At 69.2% G+C, this 21,896-nt stretch carries 16 protein-coding genes and 1 pseudogene; 11 read left to right on the forward strand and 6 right to left on the reverse strand.

Annotated elements, in window-relative coordinates:
• Positions 1–78: 78 nt before the first annotated feature.
• Positions 79–848 (forward strand): annotated as a pseudogene (locus IF12_RS22600) (transposase).
• A 122-nt stretch (positions 849–970) separates the two neighbouring features.
• On the opposite strand, the gene IF12_RS0103355 reads toward IF12_RS22600, so the two are convergent.
• From IF12_RS0103355 to IF12_RS25435, 3 genes are all read right to left on the reverse strand, one after another.
• Positions 971–3,586 (reverse strand): P-loop NTPase fold protein, encoded by a 2,616-nt coding sequence (locus IF12_RS0103355; RefSeq protein WP_030154532.1) that lies wholly within the window; start codon positions 3,584–3,586, stop codon positions 971–973.
• 162 nt (positions 3,587–3,748) lie between these two features.
• Complete coding sequence (locus IF12_RS24660) at positions 3,749–4,747, reverse strand: helix-turn-helix domain-containing protein (RefSeq protein ID WP_081913100.1); 999 nt, start codon at positions 4,745–4,747, stop codon at positions 3,749–3,751.
• On the reverse strand, positions 4,744–4,887 hold the full coding sequence (locus IF12_RS25435; protein WP_156036802.1) for a hypothetical protein: 144 nt from the start codon (positions 4,885–4,887) through the stop codon (positions 4,744–4,746). Before IF12_RS25435 ends, IF12_RS24660 begins: the two co-directional genes overlap by 4 nt.
• A gap of 47 nt (positions 4,888–4,934) precedes the next feature.
• Here IF12_RS25435 and IF12_RS25440 point away from each other — a divergent pair, with 47 nt between their 5' ends.
• From IF12_RS25440 to IF12_RS0103370, 3 genes are all read left to right on the forward strand, one after another.
• Positions 4,935–5,282: a hypothetical protein gene (locus IF12_RS25440; RefSeq protein ID WP_133884246.1), complete on the forward strand. Its 348-nt coding sequence runs from the start codon at positions 4,935–4,937 to the stop codon at positions 5,280–5,282.
• 7 nt (positions 5,283–5,289) lie between these two features.
• Positions 5,290–6,108: a hypothetical protein gene (locus IF12_RS0103365; RefSeq protein WP_133884247.1), complete on the forward strand. Its 819-nt coding sequence runs from the start codon at positions 5,290–5,292 to the stop codon at positions 6,106–6,108.
• Between the two features lie 214 nt (positions 6,109–6,322).
• Complete coding sequence (locus IF12_RS0103370) at positions 6,323–7,330, forward strand: RICIN domain-containing protein (protein ID WP_030154538.1); 1,008 nt, start codon at positions 6,323–6,325, stop codon at positions 7,328–7,330.
• Between the two features lie 261 nt (positions 7,331–7,591).
• On the opposite strand, the gene IF12_RS0103375 is transcribed toward IF12_RS0103370, so the two are convergent.
• Entirely contained in the window at positions 7,592–8,494 is a 903-nt protein-coding gene (locus tag IF12_RS0103375) for an AraC family transcriptional regulator (RefSeq protein ID WP_030154541.1), read from the reverse strand.
• 55 nt (positions 8,495–8,549) lie between these two features.
• On the opposite strand from IF12_RS0103375, the gene IF12_RS0103380 reads away from it, so the two are divergent.
• The 7 genes from IF12_RS0103380 (at position 8,550) to IF12_RS0103410 (ending at position 19,438) form a co-directional block, all read left to right on the forward strand.
• Positions 8,550–11,906 (forward strand): DUF5107 domain-containing protein, encoded by a 3,357-nt coding sequence (locus tag IF12_RS0103380; protein WP_081913105.1) that lies wholly within the window; start codon positions 8,550–8,552, stop codon positions 11,904–11,906.
• Between the two features lie 25 nt (positions 11,907–11,931).
• A complete protein-coding gene (locus IF12_RS0103385; protein ID WP_051703912.1) occupies positions 11,932–14,256 on the forward strand; it encodes a beta-galactosidase in 2,325 nt (774 codons plus the stop codon).
• Positions 14,253–15,569: an ABC transporter substrate-binding protein gene (locus tag IF12_RS0103390; protein ID WP_197034585.1), complete on the forward strand. Its 1,317-nt coding sequence runs from the start codon at positions 14,253–14,255 to the stop codon at positions 15,567–15,569. The genes IF12_RS0103385 and IF12_RS0103390 overlap by 4 nt, the downstream gene beginning before the upstream one ends.
• Positions 15,566–16,468, forward strand: a complete 903-nt coding sequence (locus IF12_RS0103395; protein ID WP_051703913.1) for a carbohydrate ABC transporter permease — start codon at positions 15,566–15,568, stop codon at positions 16,466–16,468. Before IF12_RS0103390 ends, IF12_RS0103395 begins: the two co-directional genes overlap by 4 nt.
• A complete protein-coding gene (locus tag IF12_RS0103400; protein ID WP_030154552.1) occupies positions 16,465–17,352 on the forward strand; it encodes a carbohydrate ABC transporter permease in 888 nt (295 codons plus the stop codon). Before IF12_RS0103395 ends, IF12_RS0103400 begins: the two co-directional genes overlap by 4 nt.
• A 20-nt stretch (positions 17,353–17,372) precedes the next feature.
• Positions 17,373–18,632 carry a cellulase-like family protein gene (locus tag IF12_RS0103405; RefSeq protein ID WP_030154555.1) on the forward strand — a complete coding sequence of 420 codons (1,260 nt, stop codon included), beginning with the start codon at positions 17,373–17,375 and terminating at the stop codon, positions 18,630–18,632.
• A 137-nt stretch (positions 18,633–18,769) separates the two neighbouring features.
• Complete coding sequence (locus tag IF12_RS0103410; RefSeq protein ID WP_051703914.1) at positions 18,770–19,438, forward strand: lytic polysaccharide monooxygenase; 669 nt, start codon at positions 18,770–18,772, stop codon at positions 19,436–19,438.
• Positions 19,439–19,504: 66 nt separating this feature from the next.
• Here IF12_RS0103410 and IF12_RS0103415 read toward each other — a convergent pair whose 3' ends face one another.
• Positions 19,505–20,929 (reverse strand): GntP family transporter, encoded by a 1,425-nt coding sequence (locus tag IF12_RS0103415; RefSeq protein WP_030154559.1) that lies wholly within the window; start codon positions 20,927–20,929, stop codon positions 19,505–19,507.
• Between the two features lie 2 nt (positions 20,930–20,931).
• Positions 20,932–21,843, reverse strand: coding sequence for an NAD(P)-dependent oxidoreductase (locus tag IF12_RS0103420; RefSeq protein ID WP_030154561.1), 912 nt, complete (start codon positions 21,841–21,843; stop codon positions 20,932–20,934).
• Between the last annotated feature and the right edge of the window lie 53 nt (positions 21,844–21,896).

The raw sequence follows: 21,896 nt of genomic DNA on the forward strand, positions 1-21,896 counted from the left end.
GACGCGATACTAGCGTTTCCAGATCCCGGACCGTCGCGTGATATTGAGAGCGGTTGGGGTGCATGCGATCATGCCCGAGTGGCGGGTGTAATCAGTACGGCGGACGAGGCGATGATCGAACTGTTCAGCGGCCTTTCGGCCCGGCAATTCGCCAAACTGGTCCGCCAACTCCAGAGCGAGGACGCCGACCCGCCGCTGCGGGGCCGCCCCTGGAAGCTCGGCTTCGCCGACCGAGTGCTGCTGGTCGCCGCCTACTGGCGCACCAACCTGACCATGCGCCAGATCGCGGCCCTGTTCGGCACCTCGAAGTCCACCGCCGACCGCGTCATCGACGACCTCGCCCCCAAACTCGCGCTACGCCCGAGGAAACGCTACGCGCCTGACACCGTGCTCATCATCGACGGCACCCTGGTCCCCACCCGCGACCATGCCATCGCCGCACCCAGCAAGAACTACCGCTACTCCACCAACCACCAGGTCGTGATCCACGCCGACAGTCAGCTCGTCACCGCCATCGGCATCCCGCTGCCAGGCAACCGCAACGACTGCAAAGCCTTCGCCGAATCCGGTGTCGACGAGGCCACCCGGACCGCGACCGTGATCGCCGACGGCGGCTACATCGGCACCCGAGCGGTGATCCCACACCGCCGCAAGGACAAAGACGTACCCTAGTGGAGTGGAAAGAGGCCCACAATGCCTCCCATCGCAAGGTTCGCGCCCGCATCAAGCACACCTTCGCGGCCATGAAGACCTGGAAGATCATGCGCGACTGCCGCCTGCGAGGTAGCGGCGTCGCCGAACCCGTCGCCGGCATAGCCCGACTCCACAACCTCACCCTCGTCGGCTAAGCCAGCGCTCGACCAGCGAGCCCCACCCGCCATCAACAAGACTTACGGGACAGCGCTTAGTCGGCATCTCACTGCTCGTGGGCTTTTTGAAGGCGAATGCCGAGGATTCTGGCCCGAGGCGGTTAGGTGTTGGTAAAGGAGAACCGGCGCACGAGGGGTAGCCAGCTTCGGTACGTGTTGATGTCGGACGGTACGTGTTCGGTGGAGCTGAGGTGTTGCAGCCCTGGGATGTTGAGGTCTGGCAGGTCGTTGAGCAGACTGTGCCAGGTGGCGTGTTCGGGGGCAGCCTCGATTGCACGGAACAGGGCCGAGGTATCTGATGGGCCGACCATGACGGTCAGGAGAATGAGAGCAGCCCTGTACCCGGGTTCATGGCCGTTAAGGAAGTCGGTGAGCTGTTCGCCCTGTAGACGGGCGCGAAGGAGACGGTAGAGGTTCATTAGCCGTTTCGCGCCGCGCGGGGAATGGACCAACGGTGCGAGTCCAGCGATGTAATCCAATTCGGCTTGGGTGATATCGAGTTGGTTGGGGCGCAGCTGTGGTCCGTTGAGAACAGGTGAGGGCGTTTCCACCGCAGGGGGATTGGCAGCAGTCTGGCCGGAAGGGCTCGAATCCGCCGAGGTTCGGGCCGCGGAGACGGGTTGCGACGGTGTAGGCGCCTGGTGCTCTGGTACGGCAGTTCCCTCAGGGTTTTCCTGGCCGAGGGTCGCGATGAGTCTGGTGAAGCCGTCCGCGGTCATGGGGGCCAGTGTGAATGGTATTTGGAAGATCTTCTCCAGGTAGTGCCGAGCGCCATCGGGAGAGCTGGACGCACCGCCCTCGATGACGGGTCCGTAGTGCTCTTTGAGGGAGTGGAGCAGCCAGTCGACGTCGGCGCCGACCACGATGGCGAAAACTGGCTGGGCGAGGAGCAGGTGGATCGCTTCGAGGACCTTGACGACCACGTCAGGGGGACACCTGTCGAGGTCGTCGATGTAGAGCACGATCCGTTCGGGCCCTGTCGTCCCGTCGGCGTCGTGCGGGTCGCGTGCCAGCATTGCCGCGAACACTTCGAGGTCACGGCGGACGAGCGACACGACACCGAGGTGTTGTCGGTAGTCCTGGCTGCGGTCACGAGAACGTGCGAAGGCGGCGATGTCCCGTGTCGATGTGAGGTCGGCGATCGCCAGTTCGAGCCGGGTCTGCTCGGTGTCGAGCTCGGCCAGCCGATCGCGGGTGGACTCACCGGCGCGGTCGGTCAGTCGGTCGGCTGCGAGGCGGATCCGCCGAACGCTGGCCCGCACGGAGCTCAGCGTTGGGATCATCGAGACGGCCGCAGTGAGACCGATGATCATCGAAGGCCAGATGGCGGAGCGGGAGAGCACGAGGACCAGCAAGGTGGCCGCGACTCCGAGACCGATGACGATCCTGGTCTTCCGGCTGCGCAGCAACTGGCGCCGGAAGTTGCGCAGCTCGGCAGCCAGCCCTGTCGCTTCGTCTGCGAACGCTCGGACCTGGTCGAGGGTGTCCCGGGGCAGTTGAGTCGCGTTGGTGGCCCAGTCCTCTTCGGTCAGGATCTGCGCGAGTGTTCTGGCGATCTCGCGGGGCGACGGCGCTTCCTTGGATTCGCGTTCCAATTGCGCGGTAAGCAGCATCCGTTCCACCCGGACGGAGCTGAGCTGGTCGAGCAGTGAACTCTGGTGGCGGCGCTGCTCGGCCAGATCATTGGCGTGGCTTTCCAGGTCGTCTTCCGAGCCGCTGGAGGCGAGGTTGCCGAGCAGATGGGTCGCGAGGCTCGCCCAAAGATTCGACTCCGCGTAGTGCCATGCGTTGAAGGTGACCTGGCGTATTGACGAGCAGTACGCCGACACGGCAGGTCCGGCCCGCCTGGCGTCCCGCTCCGCACGTTCGGTGGCATCGGCGAGATCGCGCACCCGCACGCGCATCTGGCGCATGAAGAAGCTCTTGCCTGAGCCCCATCCACCGAACAGTCCGATCGACAGCGGCGGCACGACATGCCGGGATGCGACGAGGTCGGCCAGCATGTTCACGTCGGCGGTGATACCGAGGCGGTCTTCACCGGCATCGGTGTCTGGATGATAGCCCGCGCTATGAGCTTCAGGCTCCTTCCCGAGCCAGTCTCTTTGCACGACAAAAGAACCGAAATAGCCGGATTTCGTGGCATCGTGTGAGTCGGAGTCCTTCTTGGACGCGTAGTAGAGCTCGGAAACGGTGCGCAGGTTCGAGTCCAGCCCGTGTTGGGGCAGGGTCGACCGCTCCTCCTCGGTCAGGACCATCCGGGCGTGCACCAGCCTCAGCCCCATCGATGTGAGCCGGTCTTGGTCCGCAGCATCGATCGCGGCCCTGGCGGTGAGGGCAAGGACCCATCGGTCTCCTGGGCCCGTCTGCCATGCTTGCAACCTTCCGATGCTGGCGTCCAAGGCACCCGGTTCGAATTCGTGAAAGTCGGCCCACAGCACTGCGGCGCGATTGTCGGTCATGTACTCCGCATCATGCGAGATGAGCAGAGCGTCCGGCAGATTCCGCAGCAGTGCCTCATATGCGGATCTTCGCGCTCCTGCGAACGACTCTGCCAGAACGAGCACGAATCCCGGTGTCGCCAGTGCCCGGTCGAGTTCCGAGTCGACCCTTCTCGGCAGATACGGCTGCAACCGTCCGGAAGTGGGCGGCATCAACAGCAAGGCGTTCGGATCGACTTCTCGAACCAGAGTCGGAACGGGCGCGGTAAATGCGTCCATCGAAGGAGCCTCGATCCTTGCACTTCGTTCTCAGGAGAGTGCGAAACGACTTGAGAGCCAAGGGGCAGTTCAGATTCTATGCGAGACCGGGCAGCGCGTGCGAGGTGCGCGCCGAGTCGTCGAACTCGAAACAGCAGCGCTACGGACCTTTCAGATGGTGTTTCAGGGCTCGGGGTTGAACGTGGGGCGTATGCCTTTTGCAGTGGCGCGCCTGAGGTCTCGAGGTGTGCAGCCGTACTCCTTGTAGAGTTCCCGTGCGAGGTGCCCGGAGTCGCTCCAACCCCAGCGTCCGGCGATGGCGGCGACAGTGAGGTTGTGCAGTGAGGGATCGCCGAGGTCTCGGTGGATTTGGGCCAATCGCTCGCAGCGCACCCAGGCCCTGAAAGTCAGCTCATGCGCTTGGAACACCTGCTGCACCCGCCGTTTGCTGATGCGGTGCCGAGCGGCGACGCCTTCGATGTCGAGATCGGGGTCGCGTAGATTCGCCAGCGTGTAGGCCACGATCGTGTCGAACAGGGTCGTGGACGGATGCTCCACCCGCTCGATCGGTACATCGGCGAAGGCGCCGATCACCAGGCTGGTCAAAGCGTCGACCAGGTGATCCGCCCCTCTCGGGGAGCTGAACATTCCGTGCAGGTCGTCGCCGATCGCGGTCAGAACCGTAGCGCACAACGAGCGGACCCCAGCGTCCGCGGACATGCTCATTCCGCTTCGGCGAGCCAAGGTCCGCTCGTGCGCCCCTAGGAGCTCTCGCGGTAGACCGAGCACGACAACATCGCAGTATTTGGGCAGAACCAGCTTGTACGGACGAGTGGTATCCAGCAGCAACACGTCTCCAGCGGATACTTCTCGAGAGGGCCCGTCCTCCTGGCTGACCGAAGCGGTGCCCCGGCGGTGCAGGGTGACCTTGAACAGGTCCGGGTCCGTCGACGAGCCTTTTCCGCGCTGGACGATATGCGGAGTACTGCGCACCCTGCCGACGCGCGATCGCACGCCGCCGGCCGACTCGACGACTGCCTGGAACGGCCGGTCGCCGAATTCTGCCACTTTAAGGGGCAGCAGTAGATTGGAGACCACGTGTTGCAGTTCTCCGGAACTCTCGAGCCGTGCCCGGAGCTTGGAATCCGGGACTGTCGCATCGGTGCCCGCTGCATCCCTCATAGCCTGTCCCGTTCTTTCCCTCCGGTCGGCTCGGTCAGCCGGATCCGGCGATCGAGTTCAATGTAGCACCGAATTGCAAACGCTTGTTTCGCGTTGCGGCGGAAAGCTGTACGCGCACAGGCGACTTCTTCGGCGATCATTCGTCTAGCGTCGATGAGAGGAGAACCCTCAATCGACGGAGGTTACAGTGAGCGACAGCTCAAGGTCATTCACCATTGTCGGCGGCGACGTCTCTGGAGGCGTGGCAGGCCGTGACTTGATCAAAAGCGGCGCGTCCGACGCAGCCGAAGCACGGCAGGTTCTGAAGCAGTTGGACCTGCTGTTGACAACTGTCAGAAGCGGAACTTATGGCGGCGAAGCAGATCGGGAGGTCGCACCGGTTCTGAAAGAAGCGAGAGACGCCGTAGTCGCACGCGAGTACGACAAGGCGGGAACACGGCTCGCCGTTGCCGCCGATAGGGCGCGGCGAGTGGGCAACCTCGTCTCCGCGATCGAGTCGGTGGCCCGTCCAGTACGTGGTCTGTTGGGGCTCTGAGGAACTGATGGACGAGTATCGAATCGACATCGGCGGTAGCGTCCACGGCGACCTGGCGGGCCGGGACTACATCAAACAGACCTGGAATTCAGAGGACAGGCGAAGTTATACGACGGTCAATGTCAACCGCCACGGGCCGGGCGGGCGCGGGTGCCCAACGGACTCGAGCGTTCTTCCGCCCGGCTCCGAACCCGGATGTGGAGCCCCGCTGATGAAGACGGCGGTCGTCTTCAACAACAACGCCCTCGGCGTCGACGAGAGGAAGGGCTACCAGCCTCGCAACAATCTGGGTGTGATCACCCGACCTCCAGTCAGTCCCGTGGTGCCTGTGGGCAGCAGGCCGGGAGAAGAGCCCCCGCCTGGTCTGGGAGTCAGGCGTTACACGATTGCCGCGCTGATTGCGCTGGCGCTTGCTGGACTGGGTTGGTCGATCGCCGCCTGGTCCGCGTCCTGGGCGTGGTACTGGGTCTTTCTGATCGGGGCGCCCTTCTGGCTCGCCGCGATGTTCATGTGGGACTCATGGACGGAGGAGCCTGTCTGGGGCGTCGCCGTGGTCTTCGTCGGCGGCGGGACCATCATGCAACTCCTTCCAGTCCCTACGCTCCTCGTTTCCCTGGTGCCGGCCATCCTGTGCACCGTGCTCACGCTGTTGGCGTTCCATGAGGAAGCCTCTCGAAATCGCCGCAGCTATTGGGCCCACAGGGAATACGACCGAGACATGGAGCAGTTTCACCAAGACCGGGTCACTTGGGAGAGCAGCTGGATCTGCACCGCCTGCGGCCGCAAATGGGTGTTCCTGAACGGAAGTGGCCCCGCTTCGTACTGAGGTTCAGGGCGGTACCTGTCAGCCCTCGTGATCGCGCCACGAGGCGATGCGGTGTACGCGAGGAGCCGGCCTCGTTACGTCCTTCAACCTCACGGATCAGTTCGGCTTCGATGGCCGCATATATTCCTGTGATGACTACTGCCGTACCGAAAGTGAGTTCCCGAGCATGAAGAATCGTCGCAGCAGCCACGAAACGTGGTGGCTCAGGGTGGCGATGATCGTCGCACTGATGGTGCCGACGGCGTGCACGTCATCGATTGATCAAGGCACCACCACGAGATTCGATTGGGAAATCGGGCCGGTCACGATCAGTGTCTATGACGACTTGCGGGTTGAGGTATCTGGCGCCGCGGGCTTGACCACACCGATTGGGCGGTTCTCGATCAACAAGGTGGTCGAGATCATTGCCGCGGCAGAAGAGAAGGACGTGGCCGACCAGCAGTTGCTGTACATCCCGGTGGCGGATGAGATCGAGGCTTACGCGTTCGACACTAACGCCGAGCTGTGCGCGGTGATTCCGTTGGGCACTGACACGACGGATACGCATTCGCTGGCTCCGGAGGACGGGTACATCACTCTCAAAGTGGATCCCGGAACGAGCATCTATGTCGTCGACTGCGCTTCGCTGAATGTGAACGGAACCTCGGAATTCGAGGAGGAGGAAGAGGCCGGACCAGAGCCGACATCTGGCCAGGACTCTGCGCCAGATGACCAGTCAGTGGATGACCCTGGGGAACCCGACCCGGATTCGGCGTCACTGCAATATCAGAACGCGTTGGCCAGTGCTTACAGCGGGCGGTGCATTCAGGTCGAGGGGGAATCCCTTGACGATGGGGCACGGGTCATTCAGTGGGGTCTCTCATGGGAGGACAGCCAGTGCGGTGGGCAGCATGAACAGTGGTCCTGGGTGGGCGGCTATGGAGCCGACGGAACCGGAATGAAGCTGGTCAACAAGAACAGCGGCAAATGTCTGGATGTAGCCGGAGCCAGTACCACCGAGGGCGCCGGCCTGGTCCAGAACACTTGCCAAGATTCAGGCGGCAGTCAGATCTGGTACCGGTCGATGCAGGGGGTCGACAACGGCTGGCAGTACTTCAACAACCTCAGAAACGATCGATCCGGAATGTGCATGGACCCCGGTGGTCAAGATTCCGCCGGTAGCCAGATCATCCAGATGCCATGCAGTACTGAGCAAAGCCAACAGTTCCGTGAACGTCACTGAGCTTGATGCGTGCGCCACGACCGAGGAGGTTGTCGCAGACGAGGCTTGTCGCTGCGCAACCGATGGGGGTCGGCTCTTCTGAGCAGCCTTGCGGGGGAAGGCTTCGAACCGTGTGCTGCGGGAGCGGTGACGCGACCGTGCAGAGCGACAGGTGAGAAGCTGCCGATGGCGGTGTGCCACGAGCGTTGACGGGGGTGCGGTGCAGTTGGTTGGGGCTTTTGTGTTCGTGGTGTTGACGGGGCTGGCGTTCGGTTTTGGGTTTCAGGTTCCTGGTGGGCGGGTTCTGTATGCGGTCGGGGTCATGTTGTGGGTTCGTGTGAACTGCCGGGAGAAGTACATCGGGTCGTCGTAGCCGGTTTCGCGTGCCACCGAGGCGATCGGCAGCGCGGTGCCGTCGAGGAGTTCTCGGGCCCGGGCCATGCGCAGCTGCACCTGGAACCGGAGCGGCGAGACGCCGAGATGCTCGCGGAACAGGGCGCTGATCTGGGAGGCGCTCAACCCCACCATGGACGCGAGCGCCGGAACCGTGGTGCGCCGCGGCGCGGTCGCCCGCAGGTGCTCCACGGCGCGTTCGAGCGGGCTCAGGCTCGTGCCCGGGTTGCGGCGCCCGGTGGCGATGACGTGCGCCAGCGCGTGCCAGGCCGCACCGCTCGCCCGGGTGAAGCCCGCGGCCGTCAGCCCCGAGTCGAGGGCGTCGATGACCTGCGAGATCAGGCTCGCCACCGGGGCGGGATCGCGCAGGTGCGTCACGTGGCCGCCCGCGGCGGCGTTCGCGGCCCCGACCAGGTCGGCGGCGTCCGCGCCGGTGAAGTGGAACCACCACAGCGTCCACGGATCGTCCGGGGAAGCGCCGTAGGCGTGCGCCCGGGCGGCCGGGATCAGGATGGCCCCGCCTCTGGCCACGGCCGTGTGCGCGCCCTCGATCCGGCACCACCCCGCCCCGTCCGTGCACACCAGGAGCACGTGCTCCGGCGCGCCGTGCGGGCGCGAGCGTCCGTGCCGGGCCGCGTGCGGGAAGCATCCGGCATCGGTGACCAGCAGTTTCCCCGTGACCGGATGCAGCAGCGCTTGATCGACCGCGACGCGGGGGACCACGAGCATCCGCTGCCCTGCGAACCCGTCGCGAACGGCGCCTGGATCCTCGGTGACCGCTGATTCGTCCATATCCTCCATTCAAATGACCATCGACAGGCATGTCAAGCGCTCTTAGATTGGTCACATGCCATCCGAAGAGTCGAGGATCGTCCTACCCGAAGCCCCGCCGGAGCTCGCGGGCCGAGCGGTGAAGGTCTGGCGCGAGGCGGTCGCGATCGACACGTACGCGCCCGCCGCCCCCGACCGCTACCCGGCCTATCTGGACCAGCGCGTCTACCAGGGCTCCTCGGGCGCGGTCTATCCGCTGCCGTTCATCGACGCGGTCTCCCGCGAGAAGACCCCGCGGACCTGGGACGCGGTGCACCTGGAGAACGAGTACGTCCGGCTCATGGTCCTCCCCGAACTCGGCGGCCGGATCCACATCGGACTCGACAAGACCCGCGGCTACGACTTCTTCTACCGCAACGACGTCATCAAGCCCGCCCTCGTCGGCCTCGCGGGCCCGTGGCTCTCCGGCGGCGTCGAGTTCAACTGGCCCCAGCACCACCGCCCCGCGACCCACCTGCCGACCGAGTCCGCGATCGAGCACGAGGACGACGGCGCGGTCACCGTCTGGTGCTCCGACCACGACCCGTTCGCCCGCATGCAGGGCATGCACGGCCTCCGGCTGCGGCCCGCCAGCGCCCTCATCGAACTGCGCGGCCACCTGGTGAACCGGTCCGAGCAGACGCAGACCTTCCTGTGGTGGGCGAACGCGGCGGCCGCGGCGCACGACGACTACCAGTCGTTCTTCCCCGCCGACGTGCGCGTGGTCGCCGACCACGCCAAGCGCGCCACCACGACCTTCCCCGCGGCGGAGGGCCGCTACTACGGCGTCGACTACCCCGCCCGGCGCACCCCCGAGTGCCCCGACGGCGACCGCCTCGACCGGTACCGCAACATCCCCGTCCCCACCTCGTACATGTGCCTGGGCACCGAGGACGACTTCTTCGGCGGCTACGACCACGCCGCCGGCGCCGGGTTCGTGCACTGGGCCGACCACCGCACCGCCCCCGGCAAGAAGCAGTGGACCTGGGGCGACGCCCCCTTCGGCCGGGCCTGGGACGCGCACCTGACCGACACGAACGGGCCCTATGTGGAGCTCATGGCCGGGGTCTTCACCGACAACCAGCCCGACTTCGCCTTCCTCAGCCCCGGCGAGACCAAGACGTTCTCGCAGTACTGGTACCCGATCCAGGACACCGGCCCGGTCCACCAGGCCACGAGGGACGCCGCCGTCCGCCTCGACCTCGACGGCACCAGCGCCCGCATCGCCGCGGCGGTCACCGCCCCGCGCCCCGGCGCCCGCGTCATCCTGCGCGTCGGCGACCGCCCGATCCACGAGGACCTCGCCGACCTGGCCCCCGGCAGCCCGTACGTGCGCGAGATCCGCCTGCCCGAGACCGCCGACCCGACCGAATGCGAACTCGCGGTCGAGCACGGCGGCCGGACCCTCGTCTCCTGGCGTCCACGCCACGCACCGGCCGAGGCGCCCGCCGCCGAGCCCGCCACCGAGCCGCCCGCGCCCGCCGACATCGACTCGACCGACGAGCTGTATCTCACCGGTCTCCACCTCGACCAGTACCGCCACGCCACCCGCCCGCCCGAGCCCTACTGGGAGGAGGCGCTGCGCCGCGACCCCGGCGACGCCCGCTGCAACACGGCGCTGGCCGCGCGGTCGGCGCACGCGGGCCGCCTCGCCGAGGCCGAGGCGCTCCTGCGCAAGGCCGTCGCCCGCCTGACCCGCCGCAACCCGAACCCGCGCGACGGCGAGGCCCACTACCGGCTCGGCCTCGTCCTCGCCCGGCAGGGCCGCGACGCGGAAGCCAAGGCCGCCTTCGGGACCGCGTCCTGGGACGCGGCCTGGTCCGACGCCGCCGCGGTCGCGACCGCCCGGATCGACCTCGCCGCCGGACGCGACGACGAAGCCGCCGCCGAGCTGGAGGCCGTCCTCCGCCGCAGCCCCCGGCACGGGCAGGCCCGCAACCTCCTCGCGGTGGCGCTCCTGCGCCGCGGCGACCGGGCCCGCGCGGCCGCGATCGCCGCGCAGACCTTGCGGGACAACCCGCTCGACGCGTGGGCCCGCGACCTCGCCGTCCGCCTCGGCCGCGAGGCCGAGCCCACCGCCGATCCCACGATCGCCCTCGACGTGGCCCTCGAATACCGCTCGATCCGCGAGGACGAGGCCGCGATCGACCTGTTCGGCACGGCCGCGGCCTTGCCTTCGACTCCGGGCCAGGTCAACGTCGCCCCGATCGCCTGGCTCCACCGCGCCGACCTCGAACGCGAACGCGGCGACGACCGGGCCGCCGACCGCGCGCTGGAGACGGCGCGCCGACTGGACCGGACCTGGTGCTTTCCCGCTTCGGCGGACAACGACGCGCTCGAACGGCTCCGGTCGCATCGGCCCGAGGACCCCGTGCTCGCCGCTCTCGCCGGACACTGGCTCTACGCCGCGGGCCGGCGCGAGGAGGCGATCGCCGCTTGGGAGGCCGCCGCCCCGACCGGCGACCCGGTCGTCCTGCGCAACCTCGGCGTCGCCGCCCACAACGTCCAAGGCGACCCCGAGCGCGCCGCCCGCTGGTACGAGCGCGCCCGCGCCGCCGCACCCGACGACGCCCGCCTCCTGTTCGAGGCCGACCAGTTGGACGGGCGCCGCGGCATCGGCCCCGAACGGCGCCTGGCGGTGCTGGAAGCCCGCCGCGACCTCGTGGACCGACGCGACGACCTCGCCGTCCAGCTCGCCGAGCTCCTCACCGCCGCACGGCGGCCCGCCGAAGCGGTCGAAGTGCTGCGCGGCAGGGCGTTCCAGCCCTGGGAAGGCGGGGAGGGCCGCGTCCTCGCCGCCTGGGAGGAGGCGCATCTCGCCCTCGCCCGCACCGCCCTGCGCGAGGGCGACCCGCATCAATCCGTGGCCTCGGCGCGAGCGGCGCTCACGCCCGTGCCGAGCCTCGGCGAGGCCCGCCACCCGCTCGCCAACACCGCCGACCTCCACCTGGCCCTCGGCGACGCACTCGCCGCGGCGGGCGACCCGGTCGCGGCCCGGGAGGCCTGGGAACGGGCCGCCGCCCAGCAGGGCGACTTCCAGACCATGCAGGTCCACGCCCACTCCGAGCGCACCGCCGCCGCGGTGACCGCGCTGCGGCGACTCGGCAAGGCCGATGCGGCCCAGACCCTTCGCGACGACCTGGACCGGTACGCCGAGACGCAGGGCCGGGCGACCGCGCAGATCGACTACTTCGCGACCTCGCTGCCGACCATGCTCCTGTTCACCGCGGACGTCCAGGTCGCCCACGACCTCCGCGTCCTGGTGCTCCGGGCCCAGCTCGCGCTCCTGGACGGCGACGCTGACCGCGCCGCCGACCTCGCCGGAGCGGCGCTGCGACGCGACCCGCTCAACTCCGCCGCGAGGGCGGTCGAATCCCAGGCCGCGGCCGAATAGCCACCGCATTGCTCAAAGGAGAGACATGAACGACCGACCGCCCGCCCGTCGACTGCGGGTCGCCGCGCCGCCCGCGCCGCGCCGGGGCCACCTTCCCTTCGGCGAGAGCCCCGGCACACCCGACCGGATCGAGGTGACCAGCCGCTTCCTCGAACGCGGCGGCCGCCCGTGGATCCCGATCACCGGCGAGATCCACTACTCCCGCATCCCGCGCGAGCGCTGGGACGAGGTCCTCGGCCACGCCCGCGCGGGCGGCCTGGACTCCGTCGCCACCTACGTCTTCTGGGCCGCGCACGAGCCCGAGCCCGGCCGCTTCGACTGGACCGGCAACCTCGACCTGCGGGCCTTCATCGAACTCGCCGCCGCCCACGGCCTCGACGTCATCGTCCGGATCGGACCGTGGGGCCACGGCGAGTACCGCTCCGGCGGCTTCCCCGACTGGCTCCTGGAACGCCGCCTGAAGACCCGGACCGACGACCCCGAGTACCTCGCGCTCGTGCGCCCGCTCTACGCCCAGATCATCGCCCGGCTCGAAGGGCTCGGCCACGCCGACGGCGGGCCGGTCATCGGCGCCCAGGTCGACAACGAGCTGTACGACCAGCCCGGGCACCTGGCGACCCTCCGCACGATCGCCGAGGAGCACGGCCTGCGGGTCCCGATCTGGACCGCGACCGGCTGGGGCGGCGCCCAGGTCCCCGACACCCTGCTGCCCCTCTACAGCGCCTACTCCGAAGGGTTCTGGGAGGACGAGACCACCGAGTGGCCCGCGTTCGCGCCCTTCCACTTCCGCTACTCGGAGGTCCGCGACGACCTGAGCGTCGGCGCCGACCTCCGCGAAGCCCTCGACGGCATCGTGGTCGACGCGTCCGCGATCCCGCAGGCCGACGATGAGCTGCCCTTCGCGACCTGCGAGCTGGGCGGCGGCATGCACGTCGCCTACCACCGCCGCCCCCTCGTCTCGGCCGAGGACGTCGCCAACCTGGCCCTCGCCAAGATCGGCTCCGGCTCGGCCTGGCAGGGCTACTACATGTACGCCGGCGGCACCCAGCGCACCGGACCCCAAGGGACCGAGCAGGAATCGCACGCCACCGGCTACCCGAACGACGTGCCGCGGCTGACCTACGACTTCCACGCGCCCGTCGGCGAGCACGGCCAGATCCGGGCGCACCACCACTACCTGCGCCGCCAGCACCTGTGGCTCCGCGAGGAGGGGCACCGCGTCGCGGCCATGGCCGCCGACGTGGGCGGCGGCAGCGCGGACCCGGACGAGCTGCGCTGGGCCGTCCGCTCCGACGGCTCCAGCGGCTACCTGTTCCTCACCACCTACCAGCCGCCCAAGCGGCCCCTCGCCGCCCAGCCCGGCGTCCAGATCACCGTCCGCTTCGACGACGCGGAGGTCACCGTCCCGACCCGGCCGGTCGACCTCCCCGCCGGTCACTCCCTCGTCTGGCCGCTGCGCTACCCGCTGACCGAGGACCTCGAACTGCGCAGCGCCACCGCGCAACTGCTCACCCGCATCAGCGACGACGCCGGCGACATCGTGGTCCTCGCCGCCGCCGAGGCGATCCCCGTCGAACTCGTCCTCGGCGACGGCACCACCCTCGACCTGCCCGCCGAACCCGGACCCGACTGCCTCATCACGCTCCCCGGCGTGCGCCTCCTCGTCCTCGACGAGCAGAGCGCGAACCGCCTCTACAAGCTCGACCTCGCCGGACGCGACCGGCTCGTCCTCGCCGACGCGCCCGTCTACGCCGAGGACGGCGACCTCGTCGTGCAGTCCGAGACCGACCGCGCGAGCATCGCGGTCCTGCCCGCCCCCGCCGCGACCGAGACCGCAGGCGGCGAACTGAGCGCGGCCACCGAGCACGGACTCTGGCGCCGATGGGACCTCGCCCTCCACGGCGGCGGGCCCGTCCCCGTCCAGGTCGAGCAGCTCACCGCGGCCGGGCCCGCCCCCGAACCGAGACGCGGTGGCTCCATGGACCGGCTCAGCGCTCCGACCGACTACGCGAACGCCGCGACCGTCCACATCGACGTCCCGGACTTCGAGGGCGCCGACCGCGCGCTGCTGCGCCTCGCCTGGACCGGCGACGCCGGGCGCGCATTCATCGGCGACCGGTTCGTCAGCGACCACTTCTGGCACGGCCGCGTCTGGGACATCGACCTCACCGCGCACCGCGACGCCGTCCGCGAACACGGCGTCCGGCTCGAACTGCTCCCCTGGAGCCGCGCCACCGGCGTCTGGGTCGACCCGTCCGTCCGCGGCGTCGAAGACGGCGTCGAGGTCGCCTCCGCGACCCTCGTCCGCGTCGCCAAAGCCCGGATCGGCTTCGAAGGAGCACGACCGTGAACCTCGATCGCAGGCAACTGCTGCGCCTGGGCGGGGCCGCCGGCCTCGGCGCGGCCCTCACCGCGTGCACCAGCGCCGGCGACGGCCCGGCCATCGCCTCGGGACCGGTCGACCTGAAGCTCTGGACCCACGACCCGGGCTACGCGGACTACTTCACCGCCGCCCCCGCCGACCCCGCGCTGGTCGGCGGCAGCGCCTGGACCTACACCGTCGACGTCACCTCGATCGCGCCCGCCGACATCGTCTCCCGCCTGGTCAACCAGGCGGTCGCGAACCGGCCCCTGCCGAACCTCGCCGGACTCGTCATCGACCAGTACCCGCGGGTCATGCGCGCCGACATCGCCCAGAGCCTCTTCGTCGACCTCACCGACCTCACCGAGCCGCTGGGGGACCGGCTGCTCAAGACCCAGCCCTACACCGTCGACGGGAAGGTCTACGCGATCGAGTCGGACAACTCGGTCTCGGTCATGTTCTACCGCGCCGACCTCTTCGCCGAACTCGGCATCCCCGAGGACATCGCGACCTGGGAGGAGCTGCTGGAGATCGGCGCCGACGTCGCCGCCGCGACCGGCCGGGCCATCGGCATGGTCGCCGACGGCGACAACGGCTCCATCGTCAACGGCTTCACCCAGATGCTGCTCCAGCGCGGCGGCAACCTCTACGACGAGGACGGCGGGCTCGCCGTCCTCTCGGACGAGTCGATCGAAGTGCTCCGGCTCATGGCCGAAGGCGTGCGCACCGGCGCGCTGCTGTCGATCGCCGACCCCTACGGCGGAGCCGCCGCGGCCGCCCTCAAAGGCTCCAAGCTCATCGCCACCGTCATGCCCAACTGGTACAAGGTCTACGGCCTCGAAGCCAACGCGCCCGACCAATCCGGGCTGTGGCGCGCCCGCACCATCCCCGCGTTCGCCGGCGGCGGACACATCGCCTCGACCATGGGCGGCACCGCGTTCGCCGTCCTCAAGGACCAGGCCGAGACCGACGCCGCGGTCGACTTCCTCCAGCGCACCTACCTCACATCCGAGGGCCAGCTGGCCCGCTACGGCGCCGGCGCGTACCTGCCGACCCTCGTCGACCTCTACGACACGCCCGAGTTCCAGGACATCACCGACCCCTACCTGGGGGACCAGCGGATCTTCGAGGTCTACGGCGCCGGCGCGAAGGACATGCCGGACTTCTACCAGGCCGCCGGAGCCTCCCTCCTGCGCGACAGCCTCGGCGGCCCCCTCCTGCGCGCGATCAACGGCCGCGCCGACCCCGAGGAGGCCCTCCGCGAGGGCCTGCGCGCCTACGAAAGGCAGGCACCCGCATGAGCGCCGCGACCACCGCGCCACGACCCGGGTCCGGCACCACCCGATGGGCGCCGTACCTGTTCATCTCGCCGTTCTTCGTCCTGTTCACGCTCTTCATGCTCGTGCCCATCGGCGCGGGCGTCTACCTGAGCCTGACCGACTGGGCCGGACTCGGATCGCCCGAGTACATCGGCTCGGGCAACTACACGCGCCTGTTCCAGGACCCCAGCTTCGGCGCCTCCCTGGGCAACACCGCGATCTACACCGTCTTCGCCCTCGCCGTCGTGCTCCCGGCCTCGCTCCTGATCGCCCAGGCGCTCAACGCCCGCGGCCTGAAGCTCCGCGACCTCTTCCGCCTGACCTACTTCATGCCGGTGGTCCTGTCGCCGATCATCATCGCCCTCGTCTTCGGGCTGATCTTCGACGGCGAGTACGGCCTGCTCAACGCCGTGCTCGAAGCCCTCTTCGGATTCGGCGGCGTCTCCTGGCTGACCGACCCGTTCTGGGCCCGCGTCGTCGTGGTCGTCCTGGTGCTGTGGCGCTGGACCGGCTACCTGACGATCTTCTTCCTCGCCGGGATGCAGTCCATCCCCGGCGAGCTGTACGAGGCCGCCGAAGTGGACGGCGCCGGGCCGGCGCGCCGCTTCTTCGCCATCACGCTCCCGCAGCTCAAACCGGTCACCGCGTTCATCGCCGTGACCATGCTGGTCAACACCGCGCAGATCTTCGAAGAGCCGTTCCTGCTCACCCAGGGAGGCCCCGGCGAATCGACCCTCTCGGTGTCGATGTTCATCTACCGGGCCGCCTTCCAACGCCAAGAGCTCGGCTACGCCGCCGCTGCGGGCGTCGTCATGTTCATCATCGTCTTCGCGCTCGGACGCCTCAGTTCCAGCGCCCTGGGCGTGGGGAGGACCCGATGACCGCCACCGCCATCCGCACCGAGGCCGGCGCGCCGACGCCGAGCCCCGAACGGCGCCGGCGCCGCCCGCGCCCGGCCCGGGCGGGCCTGTACGCGACCCTGTTCCTCCTCGCCGCCGTCTACCTGGCCCCGCTGGTGTGGGCGCTGTCCTCCTCCTTCAAGAACCGCAGCGAGATCTTCTCGTTCCCTCCCAGGCTGTGGCCCGACCCGGCCACGGTCGACAACTACACGCGCCTGCTGTCCGGACAGCCGTTCTGGAACTGGATGCTCATGAGCACCGGCGTCGCCCTGGTCAGCACCGTCGCCGTGGTGTTCCTGTGCTCGCTGGCCGGCTACGGCTTCGCGAAGTACGAGTTCCGCGGCAAGCGCCTGCTGTTCGACGTCATGTTCTCCTCGCTGGCCATCCCGTTCGCGGTCATCGTGGTCCCGCTGTTCATCCTGGTCGCCAAACTCGGACTCGCCCACCCGCTGTTCGCGCTCATCGTCCCGTGGGTCGCTCCGGCGTTCGGGATCTTCATGATGCGCCAGTACACCGAGCAGTCCATTCCCGACGAGATCCTCGACGCCGCCCGCATCGACGGCTGCTCCGAGTTCCGCATCTTCTGGACCGTCGTGCTCCCGCTCCTGCGCCCGGCCCTCGGCGCGCTGGCGGTGTGGAGCTTCCTGGGGGCTTACAACAACCTGCTGTGGCCGCTGGTCATCGTCTCCGAACCCGAGTACTACACCGTCCCCTTGGGACTCCAGGCGCTCTTCGGCGCCGAGGGCCGCCAGTACGACCTCGTGCTGGCCGGCTCGATCCTCGCGGCGATCCCCGCGATCGCCGTGTTCATCCTGCTGCGCAAGCAGCTCGTCTCCGGTCTCACCGCCGGGGCGGTGAAGTCGTGACCGACCCGCAAGGAGCGACCGTGATCCCCACCCACCTGCCCGAACGCCTCGCGATGACCCTCTGGGACTTCTCCTGGTACGTCCGCACCGGCCCCGGCGAGCCCTTCGAGGACCTCGACGCGGCCTTCGCCCGCGCCGTGGACCTGGGCTACAACGCCGTCCGCATCTGCGCGATGCCGTTCCTGCTCTTCAAGTCCGGGCTCGACACCACCGCGCTGCGACTCGGACCGGTCGGCGGCGGCTACGCCTCCCGGGTGCGCTGGTACGACGTCGAGCAGCCCACCGTGATCGACGCGAGGGCCCACCTGCTCGACTTCTTCCGCGCCGCCGACCGCCACCGGGTCGCGGTCATCGTCTCCTCGTGGGAGTACCAGCAGAGCCCGGCCTTCGCGGCCGACCCGGCCTGGCACGAGGCACTCGAGGCGATCGATCCCGACCAGCGGCTCACCGTCCTCGGCGAGGCCCAGGCCGACCTCGTCGACTTCCTCGCCGAGCACGGCCTGGCGCACACGGTCGCGCTCGTGGAGCCGCACAACGAGGTCCAGGCCGGGCACCTCACCGCCGGGCTCCCCGGCGCCCTGGACCCGGTGATCGAACTCCAGAGCCGCCTCGAAGCCGGGATCGCGGCCTTCCGGGCCCGCCATCCCGAAGTCCTCTGCGCGCCCAACTACGCCGGGGTGCCGGTCGGTGCGATGCGGGGCCTGCCGCGCAACGCCACCGCCCTGGTCTTCCACCCCTACGTGTACGGCGTGCTCGACGACCTGGTCCAGGAGTTCGCGCTGCGCGGCGACCCCGCCGACTTCCCGCAGGAGCGCGCCGACGCCGAGCTGCTGCGACCCGAAGCGCCGCGGTTCACCGACTGGGCCCCGCCCGCCGACGCGGGGTGGAAGCTGCGCGCCTCCATCGTCGGCCGCGCCGAGATATACGTGCACGACTGGTGCGACCCCGTGAAGGTCGATCGCTGGCTGTACGAACGCTATGGCGCCCACCGCATCGCGATGGCCCGGGAGCTGCGCGACTGGATCGACGTCGCCGCCGACCACGCCGCGCGGCTCGGCGTCCCGCTGCTGTTCGGGGAGGGCTGGGTCGGGTACACGCCCCGCGACTGCCGTTTCGAGGAGGGCCCGGTCGGCGCGCAGATCTGCCGCGACGCGGTCGCCCATTCGGTGCGGGTCGGCGCCTGGGGCTCCATCGTCTGCTCCAACGCCGCACCGCAGCACGCCATGTGGGCCGACGCAGACCTCCAACGCGAATGCAACGCCATGCTGCGCGAGGGATAGCGGCGCCAGGGCCCGGGCACGAGTCCGGCGCGGGCCCCGTCGCGCTCCCACACTTCGGCCTGCGGGCGCTTCCATTTCTGGTTCGGGTCTATTATATTTAAATGTGTCGATATGTCCCTTCAATTGGGAGCGATACCATGCTCAGTTCGAGAAGACACCGCATCAGGAGATTCATCGTCGCGTCGGCGGTGGTGGTCATGGCCGGCGCTTCGGCGCTGTTCTTCACCGCCCAGCCGGCGTCCGCGCACGGCACCGCCACCTCGCCCGCCGCGCGGCAGTACAGCTGCTGGGAGCGCTGGGGAGGCGACCACCAGAATCCGAACATGGCCACCGAAGACCCCATGTGCTACCAGGCATTCCAGACCAACCCCAACACCATGTGGAGCTGGATGAGCCTGCTCCGCGAGGGGATGCAGGGGCAGCACGAGCAGCTCATCCCCGACAACCAGCTCTGCTCCGGCGGCAACGCCGACTACGCCTCGCTCGACGAGCCGGGCGAATGGCACACCACCTCGCTCGCCAACAGCTTCACCCTCCACTACGAGGACCAGGCGAGGCACGGCGCGGACTACTACTGGGTGTACGTCACCCGGCAGGGGTACGACGCCACCACTGACGCGCTCGACTGGGGCGACCTCGAACGCGTCGTCGAGACCGGCGTCTACCAGCCCGACGAGGCGGTCGACATCCCGGTGAGCGCGCCCGGCAGGACGGGCCACCACGTGGTCTACGTGGTCTGGCAGGCCAGCCACTTCGACCAGACCTTCTACTCCTGCTCGGACGTGTGGTTCGGCGGCGGCTCGTAGGACGGTGCCGCCTGGAAGCGGCGAGCGGCCCCGGCGTCAGCCGGGGCCGCTCGCTCTTCATGTCCCTCAGGGAATCGCGACGTACAGCCCCGCGGTGAGGAGGAACCCGAGGACGCCGAGGATCGTCGTCATCGGCGTCCACACCCGCAGGCCGTCCTTGACCGACAGGCCCAGGTACCGCGTCACGATCCAGAACCCGGAGTCGTTGACGTGGCTCAGGCCCAGCGAGCCGTAGCCGATCGCGAGCGCGACGAGCGCCAGGTGCACCGGGTCGAGCCCGAGCGCCGCCACCGCCGGGAGCATGAGCCCCGAGGCGGTCGTGATCGCGACGGTGGCCGACCCCTGCGCGGCGCGCAGGATGAGCGAGATGAGGAAGACCGCCAGCAGCACCGGAATGCCGGCCGAGGCGAGCGAGTCGGCAACGGCCGCACCGATGCCGGTCTCGGTCAGGATCCTGCCGAAACCGCCGCCGGCGCCGGTCACGAGGATGATGACCGCGGCGGCCGGCAGCGCCGACTCCATGACCTCGCCGAGCTTCGCGGCCGACCAGCCGCGCCGGACGCCGAGGGCGTACATGGCGGCGCCGATCGCGACGGCGAGGGCGAAGATCGGCTGGCCGATCATCGCCAGGAGCCCGTTCCAGAACGTCCCCTCCTCGAACCGCGGGGCGATCGTGGTGCCGACCATGATGAGCGCCAACGGGAGCACGATGAGCCCGATGACGGTGCCCGCCCCGGGGGCGCGCTCGCCGTCGGCGAGGGTGCCGCCCTTCGGTCCTTCCTCGGTGCCGAAGCTGTCGAACATCGCCTTGGTCGCCTCGATCATCGAGAACTCGCGGCGGTTGAAGAACTTCCCGAGGTAGTACGCGGCGAACGCGAGCGGGATCGAGGTGAGCAGCGAGAAGATCGTGATCCAGCCGACGTCGGCCTGGAGGATGGCCGCGCCGCCGACGATGCCCGGGTGCGGCGGGACTGCCACGTGCACGGCGAGCATGATGCCGGCGATCGGCAGGCCGAACTTGATCGGGTTGACGCCCGCGGCCTTCGAGAAGGCGTAGATGATCGGGATGAGGATGATGAACCCGGCGTCGAAGAACACCGGGATCGCGAGGATCGCGGCCGCGGCCGTGAGCGCGACGCCGATCCGCTTGGGGCCCAACCAGCCGGTGAACCTTCCGGCGAGCGCGTCGGCGCCGCCGGAGATCTCGACGATCTTCCCGAGCATGGAGCCGAGCGCGACGAGGACGGCGACCGAACCGAGGGTGCCGCCGACGCCTTGGATGATCGCCTGGATGACGCCGAGCCGTTCGGGCTCGTCACCGGATGCGGCGATGGTGGTGAGCGGCAGGCCGGCGCCGACGCCGACGAGGATCGAGGTCACGATGAGGGCGTAGAACGCCTGCACCTTGAACTTGATGATGAGCAGCAGGAGCAGGCCGACGCCGGCGAGTCCGATGAGGATCAGCGCGGGGAGCGGAAGCGTGTACGTCATGGTCACGCCTCCTTTCGCGAAGCGGTCCGCCGCAGTTCGGGGGCGACGACGCGGATGACCGCGGAGTCGTCGAGCGCGCCGAGTCCCTGCGCTTCGCCGAGGAGGAACAGCTGCTCCGCGGCGGCGGCGACCGGCACGGCGAGGTGGGCGGCGCGCGCGGCGTCGCCGACGATCCCGAGGTCCTTGACGAAGATGTCGAGCCGGCTGAGGACTTCGGCCCCGTGCTCTTCGTGCGCCTGGAGGGCGCGCGGGCCGCGGTTGCCGAGCATGAACGAGTTCGCGGCCCCGGCGGTGAGCGCTTCGAGCGTGCGCTCGCGGTCGAGCCCGAGGGCGTCGGCGAGCGCGAGCGCTTCGGCCGCGGCGGCGATGTGGACGCCGCACAGCAGCTGGTTGACGGTCTTGAGCGCCTGCCCGTCGCCGGGCTTGTCGCCGACGATCGAGAGGGTGGAGGACAACTGCTCCAGGACGGGCATGGCCTGGGCGAGCGCCTCGAGTGCGGCGCCGACGACGATGAGCAGGTCGCCTTCGCCGGCGCGGACGGGACCGCCCGAGAGCGGTGCGTCGACGAGGTGGGCGCCGTGCTCGGCGAGCTTCGCGGCGATTGCGTCGATCCCGGTGGTGCCGACGGTGCTGGTGAGGACGACGACGGCGCCGGGGGCGAGGTGCGACGCGAGGCCGTCCTCGCCGAAGAGCAGGTCGTGGAGCTGCTCGCCGGTGCGGACGGCGACGAGCACCGCGTCGGCGCCGGTCACCGCCGCGGCGGCGGTCGGGGCGGGCTCGACGCCGTGTCCGGCGGCGAGGGCGAGCCGTTCCGCGGCTATGTCGAAGCCGCTCACGGTGAAGCGCTCGGCCAGCCTGGCGGCCATGGGCAGGCCCATGGCGCCGAGACCGACGACAGCGACGTTGCTGGTCATGGTGTTCCTACTTTCTTGTGGGACAAGTCGATCCGGGGGATGCGACGTTCGGT

Origin of the sequence: Glycomyces sp. NRRL B-16210, from assembly GCF_000719515.1 — a bacterium.
Classification (GTDB): domain Bacteria; phylum Actinomycetota; class Actinomycetes; order Mycobacteriales; family Micromonosporaceae; genus Glycomyces.

Coding starts and splice junctions, on each gene's coding strand:
- IF12_RS0103385 (WP_051703912.1), top strand. CDS start 11,932: ATGAACGACCGACCGCCCGCCCGTCGACTGCGGGTCGCCGCGCCGCCC.
- IF12_RS0103370 (WP_030154538.1), top strand. CDS start 6,323: ATGATCGTCGCACTGATGGTGCCGACGGCGTGCACGTCATCGATTGAT.
- IF12_RS0103380 (WP_081913105.1), top strand. CDS start 8,550: ATGCCATCCGAAGAGTCGAGGATCGTCCTACCCGAAGCCCCGCCGGAG.
- IF12_RS25435 (WP_156036802.1), bottom strand. CDS start 4,887: ATGATCGCCGAAGAAGTCGCCTGTGCGCGTACAGCTTTCCGCCGCAAC.
- IF12_RS0103355 (WP_030154532.1), bottom strand. CDS start 3,586: ATGGACGCATTTACCGCGCCCGTTCCGACTCTGGTTCGAGAAGTCGAT.
- IF12_RS0103415 (WP_030154559.1), bottom strand. CDS start 20,929: ATGACGTACACGCTTCCGCTCCCCGCGCTGATCCTCATCGGACTCGCC.
- IF12_RS0103410 (WP_051703914.1), top strand. CDS start 18,770: ATGCTCAGTTCGAGAAGACACCGCATCAGGAGATTCATCGTCGCGTCG.
- IF12_RS0103395 (WP_051703913.1), top strand. CDS start 15,566: ATGAGCGCCGCGACCACCGCGCCACGACCCGGGTCCGGCACCACCCGA.
- IF12_RS0103365 (WP_133884247.1), top strand. CDS start 5,290: ATGGACGAGTATCGAATCGACATCGGCGGTAGCGTCCACGGCGACCTG.
- IF12_RS0103420 (WP_030154561.1), bottom strand. CDS start 21,843: ATGACCAGCAACGTCGCTGTCGTCGGTCTCGGCGCCATGGGCCTGCCC.
- IF12_RS24660 (WP_081913100.1), bottom strand. CDS start 4,747: ATGAGGGATGCAGCGGGCACCGATGCGACAGTCCCGGATTCCAAGCTC.
- IF12_RS0103375 (WP_030154541.1), bottom strand. CDS start 8,494: ATGGACGAATCAGCGGTCACCGAGGATCCAGGCGCCGTTCGCGACGGG.
- IF12_RS0103400 (WP_030154552.1), top strand. CDS start 16,465: ATGACCGCCACCGCCATCCGCACCGAGGCCGGCGCGCCGACGCCGAGC.